The 24,648-nt window shown below is 52.0% G+C and carries 17 protein-coding genes; 11 read left to right on the forward strand and 6 right to left on the reverse strand.

Translation table 11 applies throughout. From position 1 onward, the window contains the following. Positions 1-58 precede the first annotated feature (58 nt). Together OXH16_00485 and OXH16_00490 are read left to right on the forward strand one after the other, a co-directional pair. A complete protein-coding gene (locus OXH16_00485) occupies positions 59-1,558 on the forward strand; it encodes a sodium:solute symporter family protein (GenBank protein MCY3679840.1) in 1,500 nt (499 codons plus the stop codon). A gap of 22 nt (positions 1,559-1,580) precedes the next feature. Next, complete coding sequence (locus OXH16_00490) at positions 1,581-3,560, forward strand: hypothetical protein (protein MCY3679841.1); 1,980 nt, start codon at positions 1,581-1,583, stop codon at positions 3,558-3,560. 3 nt (positions 3,561-3,563) lie between these two features. Here the strand turns inward: OXH16_00490 and OXH16_00495 are convergent, their stop codons facing one another. Continuing rightward, positions 3,564-4,940 carry a sulfatase gene (locus OXH16_00495; GenBank protein ID MCY3679842.1) on the reverse strand — a complete coding sequence of 459 codons (1,377 nt, stop codon included), beginning with the start codon at positions 4,938-4,940 and terminating at the stop codon, positions 3,564-3,566. Between the two features lie 107 nt (positions 4,941-5,047). Here OXH16_00495 and OXH16_00500 point away from each other — a divergent pair, with 107 nt between their 5' ends. Genes OXH16_00500 through OXH16_00510 form a run of 3 tightly spaced genes read left to right on the forward strand, consistent with a single transcriptional unit; the run spans position 5,048 to position 7,587 of the window. Further along, positions 5,048-6,058, forward strand: a complete 1,011-nt coding sequence (locus tag OXH16_00500; GenBank protein ID MCY3679843.1) for a Gfo/Idh/MocA family oxidoreductase — start codon at positions 5,048-5,050, stop codon at positions 6,056-6,058. A gap of 4 nt (positions 6,059-6,062) precedes the next feature. After that, positions 6,063-6,566, forward strand: coding sequence for a GNAT family N-acetyltransferase (locus OXH16_00505; protein MCY3679844.1), 504 nt, complete (start codon positions 6,063-6,065; stop codon positions 6,564-6,566). Between the two features lie 28 nt (positions 6,567-6,594). Continuing rightward, positions 6,595-7,587 carry a Gfo/Idh/MocA family oxidoreductase gene (locus OXH16_00510; protein MCY3679845.1) on the forward strand — a complete coding sequence of 331 codons (993 nt, stop codon included), beginning with the start codon at positions 6,595-6,597 and terminating at the stop codon, positions 7,585-7,587. 17 nt (positions 7,588-7,604) lie between these two features. Here the strand turns inward: OXH16_00510 and OXH16_00515 are convergent, their stop codons facing one another. Continuing rightward, positions 7,605-9,065 (reverse strand): hypothetical protein, encoded by a 1,461-nt coding sequence (locus OXH16_00515; GenBank protein ID MCY3679846.1) that lies wholly within the window; start codon positions 9,063-9,065, stop codon positions 7,605-7,607. Between the two features lie 157 nt (positions 9,066-9,222). Here OXH16_00515 and OXH16_00520 point away from each other — a divergent pair, with 157 nt between their 5' ends. The 6 genes from OXH16_00520 to OXH16_00545 all read left to right on the forward strand — a co-directional run bounded on the left by OXH16_00520 (position 9,223) and on the right by OXH16_00545 (position 16,407). Then, positions 9,223-9,954, forward strand: coding sequence for a cupin domain-containing protein (locus tag OXH16_00520; protein ID MCY3679847.1), 732 nt, complete (start codon positions 9,223-9,225; stop codon positions 9,952-9,954). A 191-nt stretch (positions 9,955-10,145) separates the two neighbouring features. Further along, a complete protein-coding gene (locus OXH16_00525; protein ID MCY3679848.1) occupies positions 10,146-11,420 on the forward strand; it encodes a MotA/TolQ/ExbB proton channel family protein in 1,275 nt (424 codons plus the stop codon). A gap of 1 nt (position 11,421) precedes the next feature. Beyond that, on the forward strand, positions 11,422-11,952 hold the full coding sequence (locus tag OXH16_00530; GenBank protein MCY3679849.1) for a hypothetical protein: 531 nt from the start codon (positions 11,422-11,424) through the stop codon (positions 11,950-11,952). 53 nt (positions 11,953-12,005) lie between these two features. Next, positions 12,006-13,325 carry a hypothetical protein gene (locus OXH16_00535; protein MCY3679850.1) on the forward strand — a complete coding sequence of 440 codons (1,320 nt, stop codon included), beginning with the start codon at positions 12,006-12,008 and terminating at the stop codon, positions 13,323-13,325. Positions 13,326-13,333: 8 nt separating this feature from the next. Beyond that, positions 13,334-14,710 carry a hypothetical protein gene (locus OXH16_00540; protein MCY3679851.1) on the forward strand — a complete coding sequence of 459 codons (1,377 nt, stop codon included), beginning with the start codon at positions 13,334-13,336 and terminating at the stop codon, positions 14,708-14,710. Beyond that, entirely contained in the window at positions 14,707-16,407 is a 1,701-nt protein-coding gene (locus OXH16_00545; protein MCY3679852.1) for a PEGA domain-containing protein, read from the forward strand. Before OXH16_00540 ends, OXH16_00545 begins: the two co-directional genes overlap by 4 nt. Before the next feature lie 87 nt (positions 16,408-16,494). On the opposite strand, the gene OXH16_00550 is transcribed toward OXH16_00545, so the two are convergent. From OXH16_00550 to OXH16_00565, 4 genes are all read right to left on the reverse strand, one after another. Further along, a complete protein-coding gene (locus OXH16_00550; protein MCY3679853.1) occupies positions 16,495-18,918 on the reverse strand; it encodes a DUF5916 domain-containing protein in 2,424 nt (807 codons plus the stop codon). Between the two features lie 52 nt (positions 18,919-18,970). Further along, on the reverse strand, positions 18,971-21,235 hold the full coding sequence (locus tag OXH16_00555) for a penicillin acylase family protein (GenBank protein ID MCY3679854.1): 2,265 nt from the start codon (positions 21,233-21,235) through the stop codon (positions 18,971-18,973). A gap of 3 nt (positions 21,236-21,238) precedes the next feature. After that, a complete protein-coding gene (locus tag OXH16_00560; protein MCY3679855.1) occupies positions 21,239-22,279 on the reverse strand; it encodes a Gfo/Idh/MocA family oxidoreductase in 1,041 nt (346 codons plus the stop codon). Between the two features lie 194 nt (positions 22,280-22,473). Then, the coding region (locus OXH16_00565) for an AAA family ATPase (GenBank protein ID MCY3679856.1) at positions 22,474-24,648 on the reverse strand (2,175 nt) is incomplete at its 5' end.

Raw genomic sequence — 24,648 nt, forward strand, 5'->3', positions numbered from 1 at the left:
ACTTCTGACCTTCGCCCTATTTTGCCCCGTCATTAAAATGCTTTACACTGGAGGATTCATGTTTGGTCTGCACATCTACGACGTGGTCACACTTGGCATTTATCTCGTGGGCATCACCACCATCGGCCTCATTTCGTCTCGAGGAGTCAAAGGCACACTCGATTATTTTATGGGCGGGCGCAAGTTTGGCAAAGCCGTGCTCATCATGCATGCCTTTGGCACCGGAACCCACACCGATGCCGCTGTCAATGTCGTCGGAGCATCTTACAAAATGGGGATGCGCGGGATATGGTATGCCTGGCTGCCCCTGTTTTGCACCCCGTTTTACTGGATCATGATGCCCCTTTTCAGGCGTATGCGTTATATCACCACAGGCGACTTTTTTGACGAGCGTTTTGGCAAAGGACTCGGCCCGGCATATACGGCCTTTGGCGTTATCTTCTACGTGCTCGCCATGGGTATTATGCTCGAAGGCACGGGAAAAATGGCAAGCGGGATTACCGGCGGTGTGCTCAGCACAGAGACCTGCATCATTGTCATGACAATTTTATTTGTATCTTATGGCCTCTTAGGCGGCCTGCAAGCCGCTGTAATCACAGACTTTATTCAGGGCATATTCGTCATCGTCCTGTCTTTTTTGCTCTGCCCTTTTCTGCTCGATCAGGTCGGTGGTTTTACCGGACTACATCAAACATTGCCACAGGACGTCTTTGGACTCACTGCGCCCGATGATCCACCGCCCGGCTACGATCGCATCTCCGTCGCATTTGTCATCATACTCACCATCAATACCCTGTTCAACATCCCCGGACAACCCCACTGCATGGAAATGGGCGGATCTGGCAAAACAGAATGGGAAGGCCGCGTCGGATTTACCTATGGCAACATGATCAAACGCTTTTGCACCATCGCCTGGGCGTTTATCGGCGTGGGCGCCATGGTCATATATCCCAACATAGACGATCCCGAACTCGTCTTTGGCATGGCAACGCGCGACCTGCTGCCCGTTGGTCTCGTCGGTGTCATGCTGGCATCCATGCTCGCAGCCGTTATGTCTTCTTGCGACTCGTTTATGGTCGCTGGATCGGCACTCTTTGTCGAAAATATTTACAAACCCTATTTTGCGCGAAAAAAAGAAGACCACCACTATCTCAATGCAGGGCGAATTATGGGCATCCTCATGGTCATCGCGGGCATCGTGGTAACGGAAATTTTTAGTAGCGTGGTCGAATTGTGGCGCTTTCTCTCGGCACTTCCCGCCTTCTGGGGCATCGCCGTATGGGGCGGCATCTTGTGGCGCCGGTGCAATGGGTACGGCGCGTGGGCTGGCCTGATCAGTTCTGCCCTCGTGTGGTGGATTACCCGCAACTATTTTCACCTGGAATTCATGGAACAGGTGACCTGGTACCTCAGCACAGGCGTTCTACTCACCATTATCGTAAGCCTATCTACACCCCAGCAGCCCAAAGCACTGCTCGACAAATTCTACACCACCTTGCACACACCCGTAGGACAAGAAGACAAGCTCAGAGCACTGGGTTACGAAGTTCGAGATTGACAAACCCATTCCGATTTCACAAATGGCCATACAAACAGACATATCCCGGGAAACCCATCCCGATGTACAGGATCGAGGGATCACGGTACGCGCGGTAATGCTCGGTATCTTGACCATTGCCCTCATGACGATCTACATCACGCATTTTGCGTGGAACATGATCAAAAACTACATGCCCGTATCGGCTCTGATCCCCTTTGTCGCCTGGGTCGGCATCAACGCCATACTCAAACTCGTCGCGCCAAAACGCGCCTTATCGCGCACGGAAATGTTGACCATCTTCTTCATGGTCTGGCTCGTGGGCAACCTGCCCACCACGGGCTGGGCGGGCTATCTCCTGGGCAACATCTCTGCCCCGGTACACCTCGCATCGCCCGAAAACCGCGTGGGCGATGTCATTGCCCCCCTGCTGCCCGACTGGCTCTTTATGCAAAAATCGCCCGTGGTCATAGGGCAACTTTATGGAGGATTAGAACCCAACACAGCTATTCCCTGGCAACCGTGGATCCGCCCTCTCTTCTGGTGGACTGCCGCCTGTTTATCCGTGGTCATGGCCGGTTTTTTCTGCAGCGTCTTATTCTTCAAACAGTGGCATGAAAAAGAGCGTCTCACCTTTCCTATGGCCACCTTCCCCACCGAAATGTTGCGAGAAGAACCCGGCTATCGCCTGCCCGTCGTCTTTCACGCTCCCCTGTTTTGGGTGGGATTTGGCATTTCTGTCTTTGTAATCTGCTGGAATATCGCGGGTTATTTTGTCCACACCCTGCCGCATATTCCCATCTACGACCTCGCTGGACAAATGGCGATAAACATCGGCTATCACTATCCAAGATATTTTTTACGCATGCAACCTTTGATAATGGGGCTGGCATATTTGTGCCCGCTCGACTTGCTCTTCAGCTTCTGGTTTTACAATGTCCTCAATATTATCAAAGAGGGGCTGATGAACCAAACAGGCATCACAGTGGGGTTACAGGGACAGCAAGCGACACCGGCAGAAATACTCAGCTTCGAATCCCACGGCGCACTCGTTTTTCTCGTCGCCTGGTCGCTCTGGGTATCGCGCAAACACCTCAAAAACACCCTCGAATGTGCGATGATGAGCAACCGAGCCGCAGATGATGGAACACCAGTCACCTATCGAACCGCCTGGCTCGGCCTCGCGGCTTCGGTCATATTCCTCGCGGGCTGGTGTCTGGCCGCAGGCATGGAACTGTGGGCAACCATAGTGCAACTCATCTTGATGTTCATCGCGCTATTCGGCGTTGCCAAATACGCCGCAGCAACCGGATTCACCTTTTTATCCCCCGGAAGTACCGGCGGACTCGGTGCCGATAAGGGAGGCAATGTGTGGATGCAAATGGGCGGCACGGCCAACATGTCGCCCGGCACACTCACGACAATCTGGATGATCAACCGCAATGGCTTCGCCGGTATGCCCATTCGCCTCACCGCCACCATGTCTGTCCCCCACTACTTTCGCATGCTGGGCAACCACCTCAAGAGGCACCCCATAGTCTGGGCCATTATTCCCATCGCCTACATCACGGGCTGCATCACTACCGCTACCGATTCGCTCTATCGCAGCTACATGGACGGCGGAATGAACGGACCGCTCTATTTGGGCGACTGGAACCATCTCGTGCGCCTGGTCCCTTATGTGGAAGGCTCGACAATACTCTACTTCGACATCGAAAAATTGGGTGTGTGGCTCTGGGGATTTGCGATAGCGGGTTTTTTGACTTACATACGCACGCGCTTTTCGTGGTGGCCCTTTAATCCCGTAGCCATTGCCTTTCCCACCCGCCGCTATGGTTTTAGTCTGCTCGTTGTGTGGGCGACCAAGGCACTCATCATGCGCTTTGGCGGCGTCGCGCTCTACCGCAAATCCCTGCCCTTCTGGTATGGCCTCATGATCGGCTACTTGCTTGGCGTTGGCATCTCTACAGGTGTCGATGCCATCTGGTTTCCCGACGCAGGCCATATTGTGCATGGATGGTAATATCTATTCGTCCATCATCGCCTCTATCCTCGCCCGATAGCGCTCATTATCTTCAGGCCATTCAACGACCTCAGAATCCGGCGCATTATTCTCGGGCAACCATTGCGATAGAAGTTCTTTGACCTCGCGCAGTCCCGGACTATGCGCCAGATTTTCCCATTCCATCTCGTCATGTCTGTGATCGTAAAGCTCTTCTGACCCATCTGCATAAAGGATATATCGCCAGCGCTCAGACCGTATGGCATGATTGCCACGCCCGTGTGTAGTGATTGCGGGAAAGGGCCAGTTGCGATTGGGATTTTCCATCAGTGGCACCAGACTTCTGCCTTCCAATCCACTGCGATCAGACAAGCCGCACAACGCAATCAGCGTGGGATAAATATCGATCAATCCCACGGGTTCTGAACAGGTGCCGGGCGAATAACCCGGAGCCGAAATAAGCAAGGGCACGCGCGTGGCCTCTTCCCACAACGTACTCTTTTTCCAGTGGCTTTTTTCGCCCAAATGCCACCCGTGATCTGCCCACAAAACAATCGCTGTATTCTCTGCATAAGCACTTGCATCCAGTGCATCTATCAATCGTCCAATTTGCGTATCCACAAAACTGATGCACGCCAGATAACACCGAATCGCTTCTTTCCATTGCCCTGCTTCTACGATACGCGCATGCGGTTTTTGATTCGCCCATCGCTGCGCGATTGCGGGAACATCGTCCAGATCATTTGCCAGTGTCTCGGGTAAATGGAGATCATCCAGTTCATAAGCCTCTATATATTTCCTCGGCACATGCCACATCAGATGCGGCAGCTTAAATCCACACGTTAAAAAGAAGGGTTTGTCATGCCTGGTCCCCAATTGCTCAACACAATAACTCACAGCCCTGTAATCCTGCATATCTTCATCGGCAACATCCATCGGTCCCCAGTCCAGATTGCCCATACCCACCATGCCATTTACGGAATGATGATCGGGTCCCGCGCCGGAATGCGACTGATTGAACAAACTCGGCACATAAGAATCCCACGACATGGGATCGGGAAATTTTCCGTGATATACCTTGCCGCTGCCCGTAGTGAAATAGCCATTTTGCCGAAAGTGCTGCGGCAAAGTCACGCAATTTTTTCCCGCTTCCGAAAATCTGAGCGGTTGTCGATTGTTATAAACACCCGTAGTAGATGGCCTCAATCCACTCATCAAACTCGCCCGCGACGGATTGCAAATCGGCGCCTGACAATACGCGCGTTCAAATACTGTACACCGCTCGGCCAACCGATTAAAATGAGGAGTCACTGCATTTGGAGCGCGATCCAAAAATCCCACATAGTGATTTAAATCATCGAATGAAATGAACAACACATTTGGTCGATTTTCTTGTACCATAGTCTCACCCCTATTAGTTTACCATACCGCCCAATTTTTAATTTTTAATTTTACATTTTCAATCTTACATTTTTGCGCCTTGTTGGACAACTACAGGAGGTCTTCCGATGAACGCGATTGCCGTCATAGGAACGGGCTATATCGGTGGCGAACACATCAAAGCCATCTCAGCGCATCCCAATGCACATTTGCGAACAATATGTACAACCCCGCGCAGCGAACAGATCGCAAAAGACCTGCAAGTGACATATGGCGCAGATAAAATCTCGACACAATACGAAAACGTCCTATCCGATTCCGAAATCGACATCATTTATCTCTGCACGCCCAACTCACAACACGTAGATCAAGCCGTCGCCGCGCTCGACGCGGGCAAGCACGTCTTTGTGGAAAAACCCCTCGCCGTTACAGTTGAAGACTGTCAAAAAATCGTCGATGCAGCCAAACGATCCGGGCAACAAGTTATGGTTGGCCACGGCGCGCGATTTAGCAACGTATTTGAAACCATTTACCACCTCATTCACAACGGCACGCTGGGAGAAGCCTGTTTTGTAGAAGGCGACTACATCCACGATCTCAAACCCTTCCTGCCACTGCCCGGTCACGACTGGTGGATGGACACGGAAAAAGAAGGCCAACTGCCCATTATCGGAGGGGCCTGCCATCCTCTGGACCTCATGCGCTGGCTCGCCGGAGAAATCGTTGAGGTCAGCGCGTATGGCGTAAACAAAAATATTCCCGATGCGCCCTGGTACGACACGGTTATTGCGAACTTAAAATTTGAATCTGGCGCCTTGGGCAAATGCCTGGTCTCCTGCGGCGCAGAAATTCCCTACAACCTCAACTTCAGCTATCACGGCACCAGAGGCTCCATTCACAACAACAAACTCTTCATCGGCGGTATGCCCCATGTAGAAGAATGGTCTGAACTCCCAATTGAAATCCGCGCAGAAGACCATACCTGCCCCCAGGAACTCGACCACTTTTTGACCTGTATTGAAAGTGGCGAAAAACCACTGATTGACGCGGTTGATGGTGCGCGATCCGTCGCCGTATGCTGTGCCATCATTGAATCCATCGAAAATAATCGTCCGGCAACTGTCTTTCTGGATTTTTAGACTTATGAATAATCGCACAAGTAGCATCCGCATGCGCCTTTCTCTTAGAGAACCGCTACCCGAATACACAGCCCCCCAAGGCTTCACAATTCGCGCGCTTCAACCCGGCGAAGAAGAAGAATGGATTCGCATGAAGAATGAGGCTTTTGGTGAAGAAGGTGGAAACCCCTGGACCATCGACAATTTTCACGCCACATTCACCCGCGAACCGTGCTGCGACTACAAACGCATTTTTATCGCCCTCAGAGGCGATTATATGGTAGCAACTGCCAGCGCGTGGGAAGCCTATTACGGAGGAAAATCAGTTGGCCTCATCCACTGGGTTGGTACCGATCCCAAATACAGAGGACATGGACTCGGTTATGCCCTTACACTTCGCGCCCTCAAAGAACTCGTTGCCCGCGGGTATGCCGATGCCTATCTCAACACAGCCCTCTGGCGCGAACCCGCTGTGCGCCTCTACAAACGCCTGGGCTTTCGCATCACCCCCAAAACCGAAGACACCTGATCAACCTATCCAGTAAACGGAGAAAGCAATGAAAACACCTATACGCATTTTGCTCGTCGGTTGCGGGCGCATGGCTTTAGGCCATGCCAGCGGTTTGAAATCATTGAAAGAACTCGGCATCATTGTCGCCGGTGTTGATCCGTCCGAAGAGGCACGCAATAATCTAAAAACCCAATATGGTGTGTCAACTACCTTTGACAACCTCGACGATGCGCTTGCAAACGCAGAAGCCGATGCTGCAATCATTGCCGTGCCCAACTTTCTGCACCGCGATTATACCATTGCCTGCCTGGAAAAGGAGTTGCACACCCTCATCGAAAAGCCCATGGCCCTTACCCTCGCAGATGTCGATGATATGATCGCTACCGCCGAAGCCAAAGGGAAATTGCTCATGTCCGGACAGAGCCAGCGTTTTTCAACAGCGATTCGCCAGGTCAAAAAACTACTCGAAGAAAATGCAGTGGGAAAAATTCGCCACGTCATCCACCGCAGGCTTGGATCGGGACGCGGCGGCGACGAAAATAGCTGGTTTGCGCGTCAAAAATTATCGGGCGGCATTCTCCCTGGCATTGGCGTTCACTCGCTCGATGTACTCTTGTGGTGGATGGATGAAAAAGCCGTATCCGTCTCGGCAATCGTGCAAAATATCGATCCACACCCCGATATCGACATCGAAGACGAAGTCTCCCTCATCGCCACAACAGAAAGCAATGCCATCCTCAACTGCGCCCTCTCATTTCACCATCGTGCCGGTACGGAATGGATCGTAATGGGCGATGAAGGCGTCATTCACCTCAACGGCACCAGCGGACCTTTATTGCTCAATGGAAAAGAACAGCACATACCCGAAACCGTTCACCTCGCTGGCGAGCACAATATACATCTCGAATTTCTCTCAGCTATCCGCGACAACCGCCCCCTCGCGCAAGCATCAGCGCAAGATGTACACAAAACAATGGCACTCATCTTTGCGGCAATGGAATCGGGAAAAACTGGAAAAACTGTATCCGTTTCCACATAGCCCAGTCCTCACAAAGCCTATTGCCTCACTGCCCGCCATCTCGCTGTGCCATATTCGCGCTGATTCAACGGCCCGGGGGCAGACTGTCCCGAACTGCCCATTTCAACTTCGCCGCTCATTTCGCCACCCGACATCGTTCCCACAAACCGATAAGACAGATGGGTCCCCTCAAAACGATGCTGGCTCGTAAATGCGATTTTATCCCCATTCACCGAGCCGTTCAACGAATTTTTTAGCCAGCGCGTCTGGTGAGTGCCTGTTAAAACCCCGGCAACTTGCTCGATATCCACGCGATGGCGCGCTGTTTCTCTAACCAGCGCGATTTCAATTTCCCAGGCACCCGACACATCAACGGGTTCTCGCACCTTTTCTTTTGAGGGCAAGGGCGCGTGGGATAATGCATCGCGAATGTGTATGCCAACAATATCTGCTTCCCCAGGTTGTAGCGAAAACGGCAAAATAAAAATAGACGTATCCGTTGCCCCTCGATCATCCAGCATAATGCGTGGATCACCGCACAAAAGTTGTTCGCGCAATTCAAGACCTGTCAGACCAATGCGATCTCCATCCCAACGGATTTCCAACCTGGGAACATCCGACTGATCAGACGCGAGAATTTCAGCCTCTACACCCGGTACACGCGTTACCTGCCGGGCAATCGTCTCGAGATCGGCAATCCAGCCCTCGTATTCCGACTCGGGGTCGCGTTTTGCCAGGAGATATTCCACTGCTGCTAAAATGCCCATAACCTCCTCTTTCCCTATCTTCATCGCGCGCCCAAGCGTGTGATGCGGTGCAGCGTGTACCCAGGCGGCCTCGACGAGGTCGCGATCGCCTAATAACAACCCCGTAGGTTGGGGTCCGCGCAGGTATTTACCTCCACTATAAGCGACCAAATTCGCCCCGCGACTGGTATATGGTTCAGGAGATTGGAGATGCTCCGACGCCGCATCGACCAGCACGGGGATACCTCTCGGACGCGCCATGTCAACAATCGCTTCAAGCGTCATATCCGCCTCCCAGGTCCCCAGCAAGGCGATCATAGCCACCTGTTCCCGATTGAGCACCGCATCCATTTCTCTGAGATTATCCACCTCCACGATTGTCACACCCACCGAACGAATGGCGTGATCATAGGTAAAACGACTTTCTCTGGGCATGACGACCTCGCGCTTCATTCCACTCGTATCGGGTAACCGAAACATCAACTCGGGATCACCACCTGTCACACAGGCCGCTGTTGCGTGACACAGGCATGCCGCCGCGCCAGAGGCCACCATCCCCCACTCCGCTCCCGTGAGCATAGATAAACGCTTACCCATCCCCGCCATGAGTTCGTCCATATTGACAAAAAAATGCGAAGCAGCCATCATCGCTTCGCGCACCTGCGGCAACATCAGCGTCCCCCCGTGAATCGTTCGCGTACCACAGCAATTGATAAATGAACGCACGCCAATCAGTGAATAGGGATCATGCATTGTCGATCTCCTCGCGTTTACCTTATGACTTCCAAATTGCATCAACTGGAAAGTCATGATAAATTGTGACTAACTGTTGTTTTCATCTATTTTTATCTGCGTACATCTGCGGATAATTATTTTCATCTGCGGATTTCTTCACCATCAGGAGGCAAGCATGGCATACATCAAAAACTGGCGAGACCAGCAACCCGAAGTGGCGCACCTGAGCGCGATTCGCTGGCCGGGGCTAAGACAGAGAAATGCGACACCCAAACACGGTGAAGACGACTCACCGCAGTTGCACAATATTCAGGGCATTGTCAAACACGGACTTCAAGGGCGCAAAACCTCCGACCACCACAAACACCCGCAAACCGAACAGGCGTATTATATCATCAGCGGCAGCGGCGAAGTCCTCGTAGGAGAAGACCGCTTTTCCGTACGCCCTGGCGACGCCGTGTATTTGCCCGCGGATATTTACCATCAGATGTTCAACGACATGAATGACGAATGGCTCGAACACCTCGTCCTCAGCAAAAATATCGACACCGAACCCGGAGGCGAATGTGTGATCCGCAACTGGGAAGACGTTTTACCCGTAAGCGATGGCGCAGGCGCGATTCGCTGGCATCAACTCGGCCCTGTCGGCGAAGAAAACACGGGATGCTTAAAATCCATTGCCTTCATCGACCGCGAAGCTGTACAACCCGGCCAACAGAGCATTGCGCGATGTTATGACGACATAGAACTCGGCTTCTGGATTCTCGAAAACAAGGGCATCCTCGTCACATCCGATGGCGAACAGCACATCACAGAAGGCGATGTGGTTCACGTACCCCCCGGCATATCCTATCACATCAAAAATCCCCACAGCGAATGGTTTAGCTATATGATTATCGCCGCATAAAAAGAAATGATAAATATAAAAAGGCCCCGTCCGAGATCGTGCAAGCGATTTTAGACGGGGCTTCTTTCAGTTGTCAGAAGCGAATCAATGTCACCCCGTATGATTAAAAGTTTTGGTGGATAATTTCGGAATAAAGCCTTAAATTTTGCAAATTAGTCTCTAATACAATATACGTGGAGATTCCTTATTGCATGTCCAAATACCGAGAATACATGGCACAGATTCTAAATCATCCCATTCTTAAAAAAAGTCCCATTGCCCAGGTAGCACTCTATCTCGCGACCCTCTTTGTCGGCCTCTATATCTGCACAAAAGCGGCAATCTGGCTCGATGGAGCTATCACCGGGCTACAAGGTGGGCAAGTTCTTCAGGGGGGAACTTTTTGGAAGGCACTTACCGTCACATTCCAACAACCCGACAAACCCGAACAAAAAATTGCAGTCACGAATATCCGTTTCAAGAATGTAGATCGCTTTTTACCCATCGCCGTAATCGTACACACACAGGGGCGTGATTCGACCTATCACGCTGGTACGCAACGCGAATGGATCGCAATACCCGACCTGTCCGTCGATAGCCTCGTCATTCGCACGCGCAATGCCAGCCACAGCGCAGTGATCGACGATTTGAGCTTTCAGTACAACAACCGGACCTATGCGATGGACTTTGACCAGACAGCCGCTGGTCCCATTGCGCCCAATACGCAAATGGTCGAATACAAGTTTGAGGACATTCAAATCGCGTTTGCAGCCGACAATGCCGTGCCTACAGTCGTTCGGGGTGGTGATTTGGCCGAATCCATCGGACGCTATATCTCCAACATCAGCGGTCCTCTTTCTACGGTTTTGATCCTGCTCCTGATCGCTTTGCCCTTCTATATGGTTGTGCGCTATGCCCAGGTCTTATCTCACGACTTATCACCTGACCGCTTCTTCACCGATTCTGACGCGCAAGTTGTTCAGCAGCAGGGCATTAACCTCCTATGGGGCGGGCAATACAACGCCGATTACGCCCTGTCTGAAAACACAGAACTCTACGCTATTCTCACATCCGTCGAATCAGAAATCGCATCTGATCAGGCCCGATTGGTCGAGCGATGTACTGACAAAATCTATCTTCTCTTCGATGAAATTGAAGATCGCCTATCCGAAGGATTTGGCATGTTGGGGCTTCTATCGCTCTCCATGGGCCTTTTGGGCACGGTTGTTGGCATGATAGACGCCTTCAAAATTTTAGAAGACACCATGAAAGTCGGCGAAGGCCCTGCCCAAACCCAGCTCAAAATGGCACACTACATCAACTTTGCCCTCGTCACCACAGCCATTGGATTTCTCGGACGCATTCTATCCATGATCCTCATACGCAAAACCAAAGCCCGCAGTTTGCAATATCGGGCGCGCATGCTCAATCTTGTTCAGCACTTTTATCAGATAGACACAGGTGAGAGAGAAGGAATAGGAGATTGACGTGAGACATCGCAACAGGCGGCCTTTGGCAGCACTTTTAGACACGGGCGAAGGGTTTATTGATGTCTTGTTTTTGCTGCTTACATTTTTTATCATTCAGAACGTGTGGCAAACCCATCTCGCCAATTTGCACAACCGCTTTGTTCACGCACAAAAACTCAATTTTATCAAAGCACCCGATGAAAAAGGGTCTGCCCCCCACCCCACAGATGAACGATTTTTGCAGATCATCATCGGTAAATCCTATGTGCAATTTGACAAAGGCGGCGTCGCCACCGAAGAACACATGGTGTTTCAAGACCGCGCAGACAACGACGAGATTGGTATTGAACGCGCTGTATTTTTGTCCGTTAAAAAAGCTTTACTCGCACTACAAGCGCAACATGGATTTGCGCCCAATGACATTTTGGTGCGTCTCTATTTTGAACGCGATGCAACAGTGACTTATACCGTTGGCGTGTACGACGCCCTCAACAACAGCGGATTTAAGACTGTGCAATGGGGGCTTGAAAGTCAAAAAAGAAAATTGTAAAATAGAATATGTCTCCCCGTGAAAAAAAATTGATCCAGAGCGCTGCGGAAAGCATGCGACGGGATCATCCCAAACTCTTTGGCGTGTTATCTGCCACACTGCGCGCTCGCAACTTGTCTGAGGCGCGTCGTGCATGTAATTATCCCTCGTCCGAAGACTTTACGAGCGACTATCATCGGGCTATCGAACACCTGTTTAAACAGGTGAGGGACCTGGGGTATGTCCCGCCATCGAAAACCGACAGCTTTGAGGAGTGCATAGGGCAGATTTCGCCATCGAGCCATTTCAAATTGCCCTCACGCGAAATCATCAACCGCTTTTACAAGGGCCATATCCTCCACGAAGCAGGCGTGCTTGCAGCCAAACAGAACCATCTGGGGCTTTCCAAACTCTGGGCGCACTTTCCCAATCGTCGGCATGAAATAGAAATCGCCATCGCCCTTGTCCCTGACCATGCGTCAGTTCCCCGGTCGCAGTCCATCCGTTTATCTTATACCCCTATTGAACGCACACAGCAACATTTTTTACCCGCATTGGCCGGTGCGTTTGCACTCGGCATTGTCTTGCTCCTGGCACTCAGCCCACCCCAGGGGGGGCGGGCATTCAAAGCCATTGTCACAAATTTTGAGGAAATGCTCGTAAGCGCGCAGGGCATCTTTGATATGAGCAAAAGCACACGCGAGGAAGTTAGTGCGACAAAGCCAGAAGTGAAAGCCGAAGTATCCACTGCCCCAGAGCCAGCGCCCCGCCCCCAAATCGCGCTGCCAGACAAACCGAAATTGGCACTCGCATCACTACCCGATATTCCGCGCCAACTCGACAGACCATCGCTCAGTGGATTGAAAACACCGCCTCGCGTCTCGGCACCTGACCTGGACAGAGGAGCAAACCCATCGTCATTTTTTGGTTCGCGGCCAGAAGTCCAGGTCGCGCGCGCCACTATGAGTATGCCAGCGCATGCCCCTACCACATTGCCATCAACGGGCGCAAGCGCAAGCAAAGATCAGCCCGAGCAACAAGCGGAATCCGCCGACCTCAAAGGCTATCGGCCCGCAGGACGCATTGGATTTTCCAACTTTCACACATCGGCAGGTCTCTCGGTAGAACTCGTGCGCCTGACCCGTATCCAGCGCGCACTCTCTCGACTGAAAACGCCGCAAAACAGAATATATGAAAATGCCCAACTCACATTGGCTCCAGACAAAGCCAAAATACAATTTGCCGACGGCGTTGCATTTATCCTCATCTTTCGACTGGGGCAACTCGACGACATTCAGATTTTCGCACGTTCGGGTATGGATAAAACCCTTCATATAGAAACCGAAGCGCGCCGGGGCATTCACTTCCTCAACCGCGCGTTGAGCAACCTGTGAGACCGCCTATGAAAAAAATAACTCTTACCCTCGCTTTTTTGATTTTGCCATCCCTTGCCCTTGCCCGGGAAAAGGACGACACCCTCGCCTATCAGGCTTTCGAGCAGGGCCGCAGTGCTTATGAGAGCGGGCGATACCTCGAAGCAGTCGCACATTTTGAGCGCGCGTGCAACCAGGCCCTCATCTTTACCAGCGCCTATTATATCTGGCTGGGCACAGCAGGCGAGCGTGCCTACGACACGGGGCAGGACGCGCCCAACCGATTGGACCTGCTCAGAAAAAGTGCCGATGCCTACCGCACGGCACTCGACCGCGAGCAAGCCCCCGATATTCGCTACGAATTGGGACGTCTCACCGTCAAATACGCGATGGCGCGTGCCAACTTCGTGCTCGAGCGCGAAAACAACCGCCAACCCCTGCCGCTGGATTTGCCCCCGCCAGTATTGCGAGACAGTACCTGGATACCCACGCGCTTTCAACCCGCAACAATTGACTCCCTGCACCGAATATGGCATCTCGCAGGGGGTGGTCTGCGCAACATTTGGATGGCGATTCTCGGCAGAACGCAAAAGGAAATTATCTATGCTGCGCCGCAACGCAGCACCATGAGTGACACTCTTCAGGCTTATTTAAGCGTCTATATCGAAAATAGCCTGAACCTGATCGAGACCGCCGGTCAGGCCAATTTTGAAGGGATAGAACCCGATTTTTACATCCCCAAAATTGCCGCCGCATCTTCTCGCGGTGTTTTGGGCGATAACCCCGACTGGTTCAATCAAGTGCTCGCTGCCGCGCGCTTTGACGGCGGCTATAACATGCGCTGTGCCATCTACCGCCTCAAGGGATTGCGTCACAGCAAAGAAGAAGACGCCAACCGCGCAATCCACGCCATGCAACGCGCTCTGGTCTATGCGAGATCCGACACCTCTCGCGCCGCCCTCTATCTCGACATGGCCTTCACCGCGTACCGTGACGACTTGCCCAGAGCCGTTGAATATGCCAAATACGCATACGCGTACAACCAATACGAACCGAGAGTGTGCGATACCTATGGCGGGCTTTCGCTCAGTTTGGCGAGCGTAAAGCTCAAAGAAGGCGCGTATCGAGAGGCGATTTCAACCATTTATCCCGTGACATCCTTTGGATGGCAAGACCGCGGCGAAGCCCTGATCACCCTGGCGATTGCCTATTTCAACTCCGACCTGCAAAATGTGGGGACGAGAGCATACCAGGCCGCGGAAATGGCCTATCGCATTGCGCCAGAACGCTACTGGAAAGAATTTCATCGCATTGCCAAAAGTCAGGGCAACTATGTGCAAGCGCGTCAACTCGAAGAAAAGCACAGCAGCGCGCTGCTCAGCAAAAAACAGGACACCTCCCCATGAACACCCTGAGATTCATCTTATTTTGCATCCTGCTGACCACACCGCTCCATATCTCGGCTCAAGAAACAGAGCCTGCGCCGAGGATGCTTCTCAAGACGAAAATCCACATTCGCTCAGAACCCACAGGTGCCCAGGTCTTCATCAATGGGCAGGAAGCGGGTTATACGCCATTTGTCACAGAAAAGCTACTGGACATTGGCGATAAAATTCAGGCATTTGCACATGGCTACCAGCCCTGGATGCGCACATTTACGACAACTGTTCTGGCAGATACGGTGCATATCGCGCTCATACGTCAGAAAGCGCATCTGGAGATCCGGTCCGATCAACTCGCGGCCTTAGGCGCAGAAATCCACCTTCGATTTGCAGATCAAGACACGACCATCACCGGGTTTATCAACATCGGACGCGGCAATGTGGCTTATGAGTCGGACCTTTTTGTGGGCAAATACCGCCTCGAAATCAGCAAACCCGGCTATAACCTCATCGAACAAGACTTCTTTCTGCCCCCGCGTGGCAAACTCATAGAAATTAGGCTTACCCGCAATCCGCTGCCACTCACGGAATTGTCCATCCCCGGTCTCGTGGATATCGCAGACCAATACCTCGCCGAAAGCGCGCAACTCCTCGCCGCTGCCCTGGCCATTGGCGAGACGGTCCCCGCAGTTGAAACCAATGTGTCTATCCGCCTCAGCGATCCGCGCCTGACGCCTTTTATCGAAGATCTGAAATACTATAGCCACCAGACGCGTGAATTAGAACGCACGATGCGTCTTATGGGAAAAAGCGAACGCGGCCTGCTCCGTGCGCTGTCGCAAATTGACGTGTACCGCGGTATTGTGCTGGGCAAATACCGCCGCTTCTCAGAAGCGCACGCGCTCTTCCGAGAAGCCCGTGAGCGTTCCCCTTTTCCCATTGAACAGGAACCCAATCCCCTTCCAGGGGAAAACGAGTCCCGCCTGGGCGATCTCACGCGCTTTGCCGAACATTGGCACATGCGCCTCGGGCGATTAGATGTCAACGTAAATGCGGCCTATCTCGCCATTCGCAACCTGCCTCCCAAAACCCTGCGCTTTGAACAGGTGCGCTTCACGCGAGAAGCACCCGTGCCCCCGGCCACCTCCTCGCACGAACAGGCCATGCACGACAGCCTTGTCGCTCTTGCCGAACATATCCTGAACGAGAATATCGCCAATCGCCGGCAAGAGTTTTCCATCACTCTTCCCAAAGGCCATTATATGCTTAAAGATACGCAAAACATGGCCATTCCCATTTCATTCCGAGTTTCCGATGCCCCCACTTTTCTATCCATCTCACCGCGCGTCAGCCTGTGGTTGCCCACCGCCAAAACCGCGTCGGATACGGTTCTCTTGCAAACCGTCGTCGGGGACGAACTCGGCCCGATTGTTCAACCCGACCAAATTACTTTTGGCCGAGAATACGCACTTCTGGTCAAAATGGGCGATTACAAACGCCACCGCGAAAATATCATTCTCTATCCCCTCGGTGGCATCAAACCCGTTTGGCCCGGTGTCACCGCCATTGCCGCGACCCCAGGTACGGAATGCCTGTATTACAAAACAGGAAATGAAAAATTGGAAACATCTATCCTCAGCAACATCCAGGGCAAACGCAGCGGACTGCTCAAATACTTGCTCCTCCCCATCGTAGGGATAGGCGTTGCCCTCGCGCTGTGAGAGTGCAACCAGGTCAAAAACAAAAAAGCACCCGTGTTTTATTAGGGTGCTTTTTGTTAATTTTAAATTTCCGTGATAGAACCTGTCTCACAACCCAATCAAATACGACACCTTGAGCAGGACGGCGCGGCCGGTCTGGTGAAGATCGCCATCGGTTCCAAACCCGTGATCATACACAAAGAAAATATCGCTACCCGGGCGGAAACGGTAATTGAGCAAAAAGTTTGCGCCCATGGATTCGCTGTCACTATTCCACTGCGCGAAAATTTTGAAAAAGAAATCGGTTGTAAACGAATAAATTATCCTCGTGCTCAATGCCTGAATATTGAGATTGGCCTGTGGCAAGCGAATCCAATTGCCATCGTAAATCAGCTCAATACCCAATCTGCCATTGGGCCGATAGGCATTCTCTGCGGTTACCCGATACAGGTGTCCGGTATAATAGGTTCCGACCAGAAAATCAAAATCCAACTGCAATTTGCGATAATTTGCCGTATCCGGTCCCAGCCTGAACGATGTAAAAGTATATTCACGCGGCGGAATGGCGACATCGGGTCGCTTGCGCGACGGTCTAAAAGTCCGCGTAACGACATCGCGGGTCCTCTCCACACGCACCAAAAAGCGATCAGCCGTCTGAAGTGCGAGCACACCGTCAAGTCTGAACCGCTGGAACGGCACCTCGCCTTCGTCGTCTTCAATCACCTGAATATCGGGCGTGAACCTCAAATTGCGAATATTGGCTACTCTGGGACGCGGCAAATAGGATAGATTGACATTATAGCGCCGAAATCCCCGAATACCACGTCTGCGATTGACAAACCCCGCCTCCGGCTCAAAATTGTCCTCCACATCCAGAACAGTTGCCGAACCCGAGTATTTAGTACCGTTATACGATAAGCGAAGATACCGTGCATCATCCACTTCTTCTGAGTCTTTATCCCAGGTACGCGCGTAAAACGCCTGCACATTGACCGCGGTTGACGGCGAAAAACTGAAATCCAGCCCCCCGGCGCGATTGTAGTCGCCCCACCCACCTTCGGACACTTCGCTTTGTTTATTTACCCAGATAAATCCCACATTGGACCGCGCGAGCACATCGCGTTTCATCCGCAGGACGGAAAAATTTCTCCGCGGCAGCGTCTGCGTGTCCAGCATCTCAGAATCTGTCAGAACATTTAACGCGCCAATACTGGTACGCCCGGCTTTGCCAGCCAGTTTGCCACCTGCGAGAATCGGCACGGGCTGCCCCCCATCCAGACCGATTCTCCTGCTGTAAAACAGCAGCGTTGGCGGGCGCACATCGCCCCCACGAGTTGACGCGGCCTCGCCAAAATCAAACAACTGTGCCCCCTCCAGAAAAAACTCGCGCTTTTCGGGAAAAAACTGAGAAAATTGAGTCAAATTCACCTGCTCTTGATCGGCTTCGACCTGGGCAAAATCCGTATTATACGACACATCCAGAGCGAGATTAGGCGTCACGCCATAGCGCACATCTGCACCCGCTTCAAACGTGCGATTCTCACCCTCATCGCCTGCAAAATTGCGCGAAGTCCCCGGCAACACATATGGTTTGACCTGAAAGAGCCGCTTCCTCTCAACAGCCTTTAATCCGCGCAAGACACCCATATCTGTCATCTGATATCGCCGCCGGGGCGACGGCGTGTGCCGCCCGACAATAAACGCTGTCTCTTCGTTCTTGTGCCCGATATAACGCCCCATGTTAATCCCCCATTCCATCTCATCAGACGGATTGAAACGGAGTTGATTAAAGGGAATCGCTATTTCGGCAGTCCAGCCCCTCTCATGACGCACACACCGCGCCTCCCAGATACAATCCCAATCTTCATTCGTCGTTCGCCCTTCATTTGACAAAAGCATATCTGCCCGAGCGCCGAGCGCATTTACAAAAAAGAAAACCCCATTCTGGTTGTCATTAAACGGATCGAGCAACAACTGGATATTGTCATCGCCCGAAAGCTGAGAATCTCGGCGCATATTATTGGTAACAATGAGGCCGGGATTTTTGTCATAACATTCAAAACCAAAATAAATTTTTTTATTGTCATAAATAATTTTCACAACCGTCCGCTCAGTAACCGGCATCCAGTATTTCGGATCGCGCTGCACAAAGCCCTCTGCGGCCTGAGCTTGTTGCCAAACCGCGTCGTCCAACCGCCCGTCAATGCGCGGTGCCGCTGCAACCCGCGTCGCCTGCACCACCCTGCGCGGCGATCCTGCAAGCGTGCCATCATCGGTCTGAATCCGATCGCCAGTTTTCACTGGCAAACCATTCTCCTCAACCACGCGCGCAACCGCTACATTGGGCAATACCTTAATTACCTGCAAAACCGCACCGTCGTCGCCTGCAACCCGCAATTTGCCATCCAGGTCAGCCGAAAGTCCTTCCACATAGACGAGATCACCCACCACCTGCTGCACCGTACCCTGCGCATATGTATGATCGGGAATAGCAATTGTCATTAGCCCCCAAAATAATACCCAAAAACGCATGAATACCTCCTGATAAATGTCCAAAAACAAACTCCCCGAATACGGGAGATTTTTAATCGTCTTGTGGGGATTCTGGCTCAGCATTCGTAGAATCGGGTGCGACTCCACCTGTTTGTAACTGCTTATGCCATAGAGCCTTCAGCGATTGACGCTCGGCTTCTTCGGGATCGTAAGGAACTGTTGTAAGACCTGTCAGAACAGATTGCAAATCGCCAGTTGTAAAAACCGTCTTCTTAAATGTATTGCGATGTTGTAGAGCGGCCTGATCGTCATAATGGGGAGACTCGGGATCTTCGCTATTACCATAAGCCAGCGCACTCCACGACTGCACCGGCTGCACCAGCGAAACCACCATCCCAAAAGCCGATCCGCCTTCGATAAGCATCGTCCCATCTGCTTCTATTCGCGTCAGTGTCTGATGCAAAGCCTCTGTGCCAGAAGGCGCACCGCTCATCGGAAAAGTGCGATTTCCTCGCTTCAAGTAATGCACCTGCCCCCAGGGCACATCCAATCGTCCATAAGTCGCGATCATATATGCGACTGCCTGCTGTAACGCCTCCAATGCGACCTTCTCCCGAACAATCATATCGCGTTTTTGAGGAGCCTGTGCGAGTAACGGATCGAATCGCATCTTCCAAATCGAAAACAAAAGCGTGCCAACACTCTCTAAACTCGCCCGATTATCCCAGGATCTGAGAATTTGAACAGCCTTGCCAATCTTCCAGTTGGGATCGTATAGCAAGGGCCAGGCGCTATTATAAGCACGATAAATCAACCCTTTATATTCTTCTGCGTCAACGAGATAATCATCTCGAAGCAAAGCCTGCATATCGCCAACAGCAATATTTTGATGCGTGAGCAAAAAGCTCACAATCCTCTGTGCGCGATGATTGGGTGTTCCCCACCCCAAAAACGGTGGAAAATCGTCCCTTTTAAGACCGCTATCAATCGCAACCACATCTGGCGAGACATTGCAATTCTGCAAAGATCCAGAAGCGGGATTATGCACTTGCGGCAATTGAGAAAATGCGACCGTCCCCCTCCACTCTGTCTCAGGCAACCAGCCCGGCACGGGTGCGCGCCAATCGAAATCCTCTGATCGCACGGGGCAGTTGCCATTAAACACATAAAAAATCTCGCCCATCACATCGCCGTATATCACATTAAAAACCAGCAACTCTAAACGCGAAAGCGCCTGCTGAAACGCGCCCAGTGACACCGCGCGATTCATCGCCAATAACTGCCCCATTGCATCCACGCGATCAGCCACACTCGTACGCGCAGCATAAGCCCAATTGCCAATCGTCTTATAAACGGGACCGTGATCGGTATAGAGAAACTCGCGTTCAACTTCCCGCATCCCCTCCCCGCTATGGATTTTCACGCGCCGCGACACCACGCGCCTTTTCTCATCCCCATAAAAATAGCGTCTGGGATTGATGGGATCCAGACGCTCTTCGTACAAATCAAAAACATCAATATCATTGGCGGTCATTGACCAGGCAATGTGATCATTGTGACCGGCAAAAATAACCGGCAGACCAAAAAATGTTGCCCCCATTACATTCAAACCCGCATTGCTGACCAGATGCGCTTCGCAAAGCTGAAAAGGTGTTGTGTATGGCAATTGCACATCCATCGCCAGCACCGGTGCGTCGCTGTCAGATCGAGATGGTCCCACAACCCACAGATTGGATCCTGGCAATTTGGGAACCGCTGTCGTCAATCCCACCTGAGCCAATTCAGATTCACCGGTCTGCTCGGCAAACAAGAACAAAATCCACCGCGCAAGAGCTACTACATCTACCGCCCGCACATCCTGCACCCACTGCGGCAATACCTGCCGATGAATTTCAATATAGTGGTTGATACCCCCAACAAAAGCTGCGATATATTGCCGCGTCTCCTCAGAAATATCCCCATACCGCTCCCCAGCAACACTGTGAATGCGCCATCGCAAAGCCATTTCATCTAATTTTAAGGCCGAAGCGCCTTCGACCTCGGCCAAACGCCCTCTGGCCTGGCGAAAATTCTTTAACATCTGCAGGAGATGATCTTCTGCCTGTGCATAGCCAAAACCAAACGCGACATCCTCATCTGTGCGCCCATAAATATGAGGTACGCCATAAGCATCGCGCAAAATACGCGCCTTACCCTCTGGGGGTAAAAACAGGGATTCGCCTAATTTTGCGGCCAGTGTATCAACCGGGACTTCAGCCAGCAAAACTGCGAGACTGTCCCGATTAATCGCACCTTCTTGCGCCCCACTTTGAGCGGCAAAAGCAATAAAAAATACGACGAGAATAAACCACCGCATCCCCTACTCCCTGAACAAATGATCTTCAATGGGCAATGACATGGCAATCCCATTGGTCGCAGAAATAAGCCCCGCCTCCATAATTTCCTGTGCATTGCGCGACAAATCCGCACAAGTCACAAAACCGGGCGATGCGCCAGATTGAATACAATGAATAAAATGTTCGGAGGCATTATTTTCCCCTTCGGGCAATGCATCTGGTGCAATTATTTTGCCATCTTTACTGCCGCGGGTGTACAAAACAACATCGTTGCCCGCAATAATCGTTCCCTCTGTTCCGTGTAACATCAAATCGTGCGGTGGCTTGTTCGGCACAGCTTCTGTCCATGTCATCTCCAGCCGGCACATCGCATTTGGATAGCGCAAAATCATCATCCCATTATCATCCACAGGCAAATGCGTTTTCAACAGCCGCCCCGCCATGCCCACCACGCGATTTGGCCGCCCCAAAAACAACACGCACAAACTCGCGCCATATCCCCCGTAATCGTTAAAAGCACCCGCGCCATTGAGATGGCTATCAAATAGAAAGTCGCAAAAATGTTCGGAACACCCCAACTCATCCGGCCCGCAATGCCCACCGCGCCACAGCAGTTGCCACACCTGTCCGATCGCGCCTTCTTGCACCAGGCGATAAGCCGTGCGGATGCCGCGATTCCACGCCGTCGGCCAATTGACCATCAACACCGTCCCCGCCTTTCGCGCAGCTGTCAACATGCGATCTGCTTGCTCTAAGGTCGCTGCCATCGGTTTTTCAACCATCACATGAATCCCGCGCGGCGCGCACAATTCCACCACATCGGCGTGATGTGCTGTCGGAGTAAACACAAACACCGCATCGGGCTCTTCATTATCCAGCACCGCTTCAAAATCATCATATACCAGTTCACAACCCGTTGCCTCGACGAATTGTTCTCTCAGCTCTGCATTGCCATCTGCACCAGCCACCAGCACGGCATTATCCAGTGCTTTGAGCGCCCGCAAATTTGACCACACGTGATCGTGTGCCAGCCCCAATGCGGCCACTTTTACCCTTTCTGACATGAATACCTCCTCAAATATCTGAATTGGGATGTACAGGATTTAGGGATATTACAGGATGAAACAAATGATACAGCGGAGACTAACATGAGTAAAGAAGAAAAAGGTGATGCAAAAAACAAAAGCCCGGATAAGTTCCTGAAGATGCTATCCGGGCTTTTTATCATTTAGTAGCCTACAACGAACGCAAAGGGTTCTCACTTCTCCTCTCCCATGTCTTTAATCACCAGGTCACCGTCTGCCACATCGACCTCAATCTGCGCACCGTCCGAGATATCGCCACTGATCAACGCGCGCCCAATGCGAGTCTCCAATTCGTGCTGTAAGAATCGTTTGAGAGGCCGCGCGCCAAATACTGGATCAAACCCTTTACGGGCGATAAACCCCTTCGCGTCCTCTGAAAGGGTAAGACCAATCTGTCTGTCGGACAATCGGTTACGCAAATCCACAATGAGCAGATCCACAATTCTGGTAATTTCCGACAACAACAGCGGCTTAAACAGCACAACATCATCTATGCGATTGAGAAATTCGGGTCTGAACTGCTGTCTCAATTCCGCCATTACCACATCGCGTGCAGATTCGCGGATTTCTCCATCGTCGGTCACACCCTCGAGCAAATACGGCGAACCGATATTTGATGTCATAATTACCACCGTATTCTTAAAATCCACGACATGCCCCTGTGCATCTGTCAGGCGGCCGTCATCGAGCAACTGAAGCAAAATATTGAAAACATCGCTGTGAGCCTTTTCAATCTCGTCGAACAAAATTACCGAATACGGTTTGCGGCGCACAGCTTCCGTCAATTGCCCGCCTTCATCGTAACCGATATAACCTGGGGGCGCACCGATCAACCGCGACACCGCGTGCTTTTCCATATACTCGCTCATATCGATGCGAATCATACTGTCCTCGCTATCAAAAAGTGCTTCTGATAGCGTGCGTGCGAGTTCGGTCTTGCCAACGCCGGATGGACCCAAAAAAATGAACGACCCGATGGGACGGCGCGGATCCTTGATCCCCGCACGCGCCCGAATCACCGCATCTGCCACCAGGGAGACCGCCTCGTCCTGTCCGACGACGCGCTCGTGCAAAATATCGTCCAATCGCAGCAGCTTCTCGCGCTCCCCTTCTACCAATCGCATCACCGGAATACCCGTCCACCGCGATGCAATCTCGGCGATTTCCTCTTCAGTCACTTCCTCGCGCAACAATCGATTATCCACCGTTTGGGAATCTTCGGCAATTTTGAGTTGCCGTTCCAAATCGGGCAATGTGCCGTGTTTCAACTCTGCGGCGCGGTTGAGATTGTACTGCCGCTCTGCCTCTTCAATCTCGCGTTTTGTCTGCTCAATCTCCTCTCGCAAAGTCCGCACCCCATCCAGTTCCTGTTTTTCATTCTCCCACTGCACGCGCATCGCATCTGCCTGATCTCTCAAATCGGCCAACTCTTTCTGAAGTGTCTGCAACCGCTCCCGACTCGACTTGTCCTTTTCCTTCTTCAGTGCGGCTTCCTCAATCTCGAACTGCATCACGCGACGGGTCACAGCATCCAGTTCCGAAGGCATGGAGTCGATTTCTGTCCGCACCATTGCACACGCCTCATCCACCAGATCAATCGCCTTATCCGGCAAAAAACGATCTGAAATATATCGATCTGACAACACCACGGCATTGACCAGCGCATTATCCTGAATCCCCACCCCGTGGTGAATCTCAAATCGCTCGCGCAAACCCCGTAGAATCGAAATAGAGTCCTCAACAGATGGCGCATCCACCATCACGGGTTGGAAGCGTCGCTCCAGAGCAGCGTCTTTTTCGAGATACTGGCGATGTTCGTCGAGCGTTGTCGCACCAATACAGTGCAATTCACCCCGCGCCAGCATTGGTTTGAGCATATTCCCCGCGTCCGTAGATCCCTCCGTCTTACCCGCGCCCACAATCGTGTGAACCTCGTCAATAAATAACAAAATGTGACCGTCGCTCTGTTTAATCTCATTCAAAACAGCTTTCAAACGCTCTTCAAATTCGCCCCGATATTTCGCACCGGCCATCAACGCGCCCATATCCAGTGAAAAAACCGACCGATCTTTGAGCCACTCGGGCACGTCGCCTCGCACAATCCGCTGCGCCAGACCCTCGATAATCGCGGTCTTCCCCACACCGGGTTCACCGATCAGTACGGGATTATTTTTTGTCTTGCGCGACAAAATGCGAATCACACGACGGATTTCCTCATCTCGCCCAATTACGGGATCTAATTTGCCCGCGCGTGCTTCGGCTACCAGATCAATACCGTATTTTCCAAGCGCCTCATAAGCCACCTCCGTGTTGGCACTCGTCACACTTTGATTGCCGCGAACTTGCGT

The sequence above is a fragment of the Gemmatimonadota bacterium genome (genome assembly GCA_026705765.1).
Lineage (GTDB): Bacteria > Latescibacterota > UBA2968 > UBA2968 > UBA2968 > VXRD01.